4 protein-coding genes and 1 pseudogene are annotated in these 4,859 nt (G+C 19.2%); 4 read left to right on the top strand and 1 reads right to left on the bottom strand.

Annotation, left to right across the window (positions count from 1 at the left end; all coding sequences use genetic code 11):
* Positions 1-532: pseudogene (locus GJT96_RS01180) on the top strand (hypothetical protein); the annotation flags it as partial.
* 88 nt (positions 533-620) lie between these two features.
* On the top strand, positions 621-2,420 hold the full coding sequence (rpoD, locus tag GJT96_RS01175; RefSeq protein WP_169780409.1) for an RNA polymerase sigma factor RpoD: 1,800 nt from the start codon (positions 621-623) through the stop codon (positions 2,418-2,420).
* Between the two features lie 69 nt (positions 2,421-2,489).
* On the opposite strand, the gene map is transcribed toward rpoD, so the two are convergent.
* Positions 2,490-3,278 (bottom strand): type I methionyl aminopeptidase, encoded by a 789-nt coding sequence (map, locus tag GJT96_RS01170; protein WP_169780408.1) that lies wholly within the window; start codon positions 3,276-3,278, stop codon positions 2,490-2,492.
* Positions 3,279-3,440: 162 nt separating this feature from the next.
* On the opposite strand from map, the gene rpsB reads away from it, so the two are divergent.
* Both rpsB and tsf read left to right on the top strand, forming a co-directional pair.
* Positions 3,441-4,151 carry a 30S ribosomal protein S2 gene (rpsB, locus tag GJT96_RS01165; protein WP_425591408.1) on the top strand — a complete coding sequence of 237 codons (711 nt, stop codon included), beginning with the start codon at positions 3,441-3,443 and terminating at the stop codon, positions 4,149-4,151.
* Positions 4,152-4,160: 9 nt separating this feature from the next.
* The coding region (gene tsf, locus GJT96_RS01160; protein ID WP_169780407.1) for a translation elongation factor Ts at positions 4,161-4,859 on the top strand (699 nt) is incomplete at its 3' end.

Below are 4,859 nucleotides of genomic sequence, written 5' to 3'. Positions count from 1 at the left end.
TCAAATTAATTTGATACAAAAATTAGGAGAAAAGATAGGAATATTAAATTTTCTAGATATATATAATTTATTAAATAATAAAAAAAAAATAATTATAAATAATAAGTTTAAAAAAACTACTATTCGTAGATTATTAAGTTTATTAATACAGAATCCTAAGTTAATTAAATTAGTACCTAAATTTAAATATTTTAAAAATTCAAATATTAATGGTTTATTTTTTTTGATAAAATTTGTGAATGATTATAGAAATAAACATATAACAACTGCTAAAATATTGGAAAAGTATAAAGGAACAAAATTAAACAAAATTATTAAAATTTTAATAACATGGAATCATATGATTCCTGATCATCAAATAAAAACATTTTTTATATATTTAATAAAAAAATTAAAAATAAATATTTTAGAAGATAGACAAGATTATTTAATATCTTTAGATAGAAAACAAGGATTAAATAATGAAAAAAAACAAGAATTATGGTCTTTAAATAAAATTTTAATTAAAAAAAAAAATAATTTAAAAATTTAAATAAAAAATAATTAAAATATTATAAATAATTTATTTCTTAAATAAATAATTTATTTAAATATTAATAAATAATATTATGGAACTATTTATGGATTATAATTCAAAATTACAGTTTAAACTTCTTGTAACTAGAGGTAAAGAACAAGGTTATTTAACTTTTTCAGAAATTAATGATCATTTACCAGATAATATAATTAATTCTGATCAAATAAAAAATATTATTCAAATGATAAATGATGTAGGTATTCAAGTAATGGAAGAAGCTCCTGATAGTGATGATTTAATTTTAAATAATAATGAAAATAATACAACAGAAGCAGAAGATGCAGTACAAGTATTATCTAACGTGGAATTAGAAATGGGAAAAACCACAGATCCAGTAAGGATATATATGCGTGAAATGGGTACTGTAGAATTATTAACAAGAGAAGGAGAAATTAATATTGCAAAACGTATAGAAGAAGGTATTAATCAAATACAATCTTCAATAGCTGAATATCCTAAATCTGTTGAATATTTATTAAAACAATATGATAAAGTTAAATCTGGAGAGATTCGTTTATCAGATTTAATACATGGTATTATTAATAATAAAATTGGAAAAAATATTATATTTTCTAATCAAAAATTATCTAATGATATACAAAAAGAAAATAATGAAAATATTATAAATTATAAATTAGCTAAAAAAAAATTTTTAGAATTAAAAAAACAATATAATAAAACATTAGTCTTTATTAAAGATAAAGGTAGATTTGATAGTGAATCATTAAATAAAATTAAAAATCTTTCAAAAATTTTTAAACAATTTCGTTTAGTATCTAAAGAATTTAATTATTTAGTAAATAAAATGCATTCTATAATATATAGTATAAATATAGAAGAACGAAATATTATGAATATAATATTTAAATATTATTTAATATCAAAAAAAAAATTTATTTCAATATTTCATGGTAATGAAACAAATAAAAAATTTTTTTTTAAAAAATTTAAATGTTTACCATATAAAAAAAAATTTAATATATATGAAAAAAATTTATTTTTAACTAAATTTAATAATTATATTACTAATTTAATAAATATTGAAAAAAAAACTGGATTAACTATTTTACAAATTAAGAATATTAATAAAAAAATTACTATAGGTGAAATAAAAGCTAAAAAAGCTAAAAAAGAAATGATAGAAGCAAATTTAAGATTAGTTATTTCTATAGCTAAAAAATATACAAATAGAGGATTACAATTTCTTGATTTAATTCAAGAAGGTAATATAGGCTTAATGAAAGCAGTTGATAAATTTGAATATAGAAGAGGTTATAAATTTTCTACATATGCCACATGGTGGATCAGACAAGCAATAACAAGATCAATTGCAGATCAAGCAAGAACTATAAGAATTCCTGTACATATGATTGAAACTATCAATAAACTTAATCGAGTTTCTAGAAGAATATTACAAGAATTAGGTAGAGAACCTACACCAGAAGAATTATCAAAACATATGCTGCTTCCTGAAGATAAAATTAGAAAAGTATTAAAAATAGCAAAAGAACCTATTTCAATGGAAACTCCTATAGGAGATGATGAAGAATCACATTTAAGTGATTTTATTGAAGATAATACTTTAGAATTACCATTAGATTCTGCAACTTCAGAAAGTTTAAAAGTAGCTACATATAATATTCTTTCTAGCTTAACTCCTAGAGAAGCAAAAGTATTAAGAATGAGATTTGGAATTGATATGAGTACAGATCATACTTTAGAAGAAGTGGGTAAACAATTTGATGTAACTAGAGAAAGAATTAGACAAATAGAAGCCAAAGCATTAAGAAAATTACGACATCCTAGTCGATCTGAAATATTAAAAAGTTTTTTAGATAATTAATTATAATTAATTGAAATAATTTAAATATGATTAAGTAATTAAGGCATTAATTACTTAATTATATCAAATTTAATTTTTTTTAAATATATTTTTCTCTTCTTCTCTAATGGTTAATATTTTACTTCCTATATTAGTAATAAGTACTGTATGTTCATATTGAGCTGAATTTTTTTTATCTACAGTTTTTACTGTCCAATTATCATTTGCTACATATACATTATGATGTCCCATGTTAATCATAGGTTCAATAGTAAATATCATCCCAGGTTTTAATGTTATACCATAATCATATGATTTATAATGTAAAATTTGAGGATCTTCATGAAAATTTTTACCTATACCATGACCACAATAATTTCTAACAACAGAAAACTTTTTAGATTCTACATATTTTTGTATTACTTGACCAATTTTATACAATCTAATACCAGGTTTTAAAATATTAATGGCTTTGTATAAACTTTTTTGAGCAGTTAAACACAATAATTTAGATTTTTGGGAAATATTATTTCCAACTAAAAACATTTTTGATGTATCTCCATAATAATTATTATGTAATACTGTTACATCTATATTTACAATATCTCCATTTTTTAAAATTTCTCTCCTATTTGGTATTCCATGACATACAACATCATTTACAGAAATACACACAGATTTTGGAAATCCTTTATATCCTAAAGTAGCTGATTTAGCTCCTTCAATTTTTGTAATATAATTATGACATATATTATTTATTTCTTCAGTATTGATTCCTGGTATTATATAATTTTTAATTATTTCTAATACTTTGGCTGCTAATTGACAAGATTTATAAATTTTTTTTATTTCTTTAGAATTTTTAATAAATATTTTCATTATTTTCTTTTTATAAAATATTATATAACATAAAATGTTATATTATATACTTAAATTTAATTTTTATAAAAATAATTAAATTATGTTTATTTAAGAATAATTTTTGTATAAATATTAATTTTATAATATGATTTTAGTTATAAATCAAATAAGGATAATATAATGTCTATATCTGTGAATAAAATGTTTAAAGTAGGAGCTCATTTTGGTCACCAAACACGTTATTGGAATCCAAAAATGAAAAAATTTATTTTTAATTATAAAAATAAAATACATATTATTAATTTAGACAAAACTATTAAAATGTTTAATATTGCATTAAAAGAACTAAAAAAAATTACTTCTCGTAAAGGTAAAATTTTATTTATTGGAACAAAAAAAGCTGCATCTGATCTTATCAAAGAAACAGCTATTAATTGTAATCAATTTTTTATTAATCATCGTTGGTTAGGAGGTATGTTAACTAATTGGAAAACTGTTAAAAAATCTATTAAAACATTAAAAGAATTAGAATTACAAAATAAAGATGGGACATTTAAAAAATTAATAAAAAAAGAGGCTTTAACACGTAATAGAAAATTATTAAAATTAGAAAAAAGTTTAGGAGGTATAAAAAATATGGGTGGTTTACCTGATGCCATATTTGTTATTGATGCAAATTATGAAAAAATTGCAATAAATGAAGCTAAAAAATTAAATATTCCTATTTTTGCTATAGTAGATACTAATTCTAATCCTGAAGGAATTAATTTTGTTATTCCTGCTAATGATGATGCTATTCGTGCTATAAAATTATATTTGTATTATATCACTAAAACTATATCAAATAATAAATTTAAATTAAATAATAATTTAAAGTTAAAAATTAATTAGGAGATAATATTGAAAATTAATATTAATAAAATTAAAGAATTAAGAAATATAACAGGTCTTAGTATTATAAAATGTAAAAAAGCATTAAAAATAACAAAAAATAATATAAATGATGCAATAAGTTATATAAAAAAATATTCTAGAATAGAATTTATAAAAAAATCAGACAATGAAACAAAAGAAGGATTAATTTTCGATTATATAACAAAAGATTTTGGAATATTATTAGAAATAAATTGTCAGACAGATTTTGTAACAAAATCAATACATTTTATTAATTTTGGACATGAAATTTTAAAATACATTATCAAAAATAATCAAAAAGATATAAAAATAATAAAAAAAATTTTTCATCAAAAAAAAATAGAGTTAATTGGTCTTTTAAAAGAAAATATATTTATTAATCGTTTAGATTATATTAAAGGTAAATTTATAGGAAAATATATACATCATAGTAAAAATATTGGTATTATTATTAAATCTAATGTTAATAATCAATTATTAATGAAAAATATTTCTATGCATATAGCTATGTTAAAACCAAGATATATACAAGAAAAAAATATTCCTTCTACTGTTTTAGATAAAGAATATGAAATACAAAAAAAAATTGCAATTCAAGAAAATAAACCTAAAATTATTATAAAAAAAATAATAAAAGGTCGTATAAAAAAATTTATAGATAGTATTACATTATATAATCAAAAA

The sequence above is a fragment of the Enterobacteriaceae endosymbiont of Donacia piscatrix genome (genome assembly GCF_012569525.1).
Taxonomy (GTDB): Bacteria; Pseudomonadota; Gammaproteobacteria; order Enterobacterales; family Enterobacteriaceae.
This window is presented reverse-complemented; position numbering and strand designations above follow the sequence as displayed.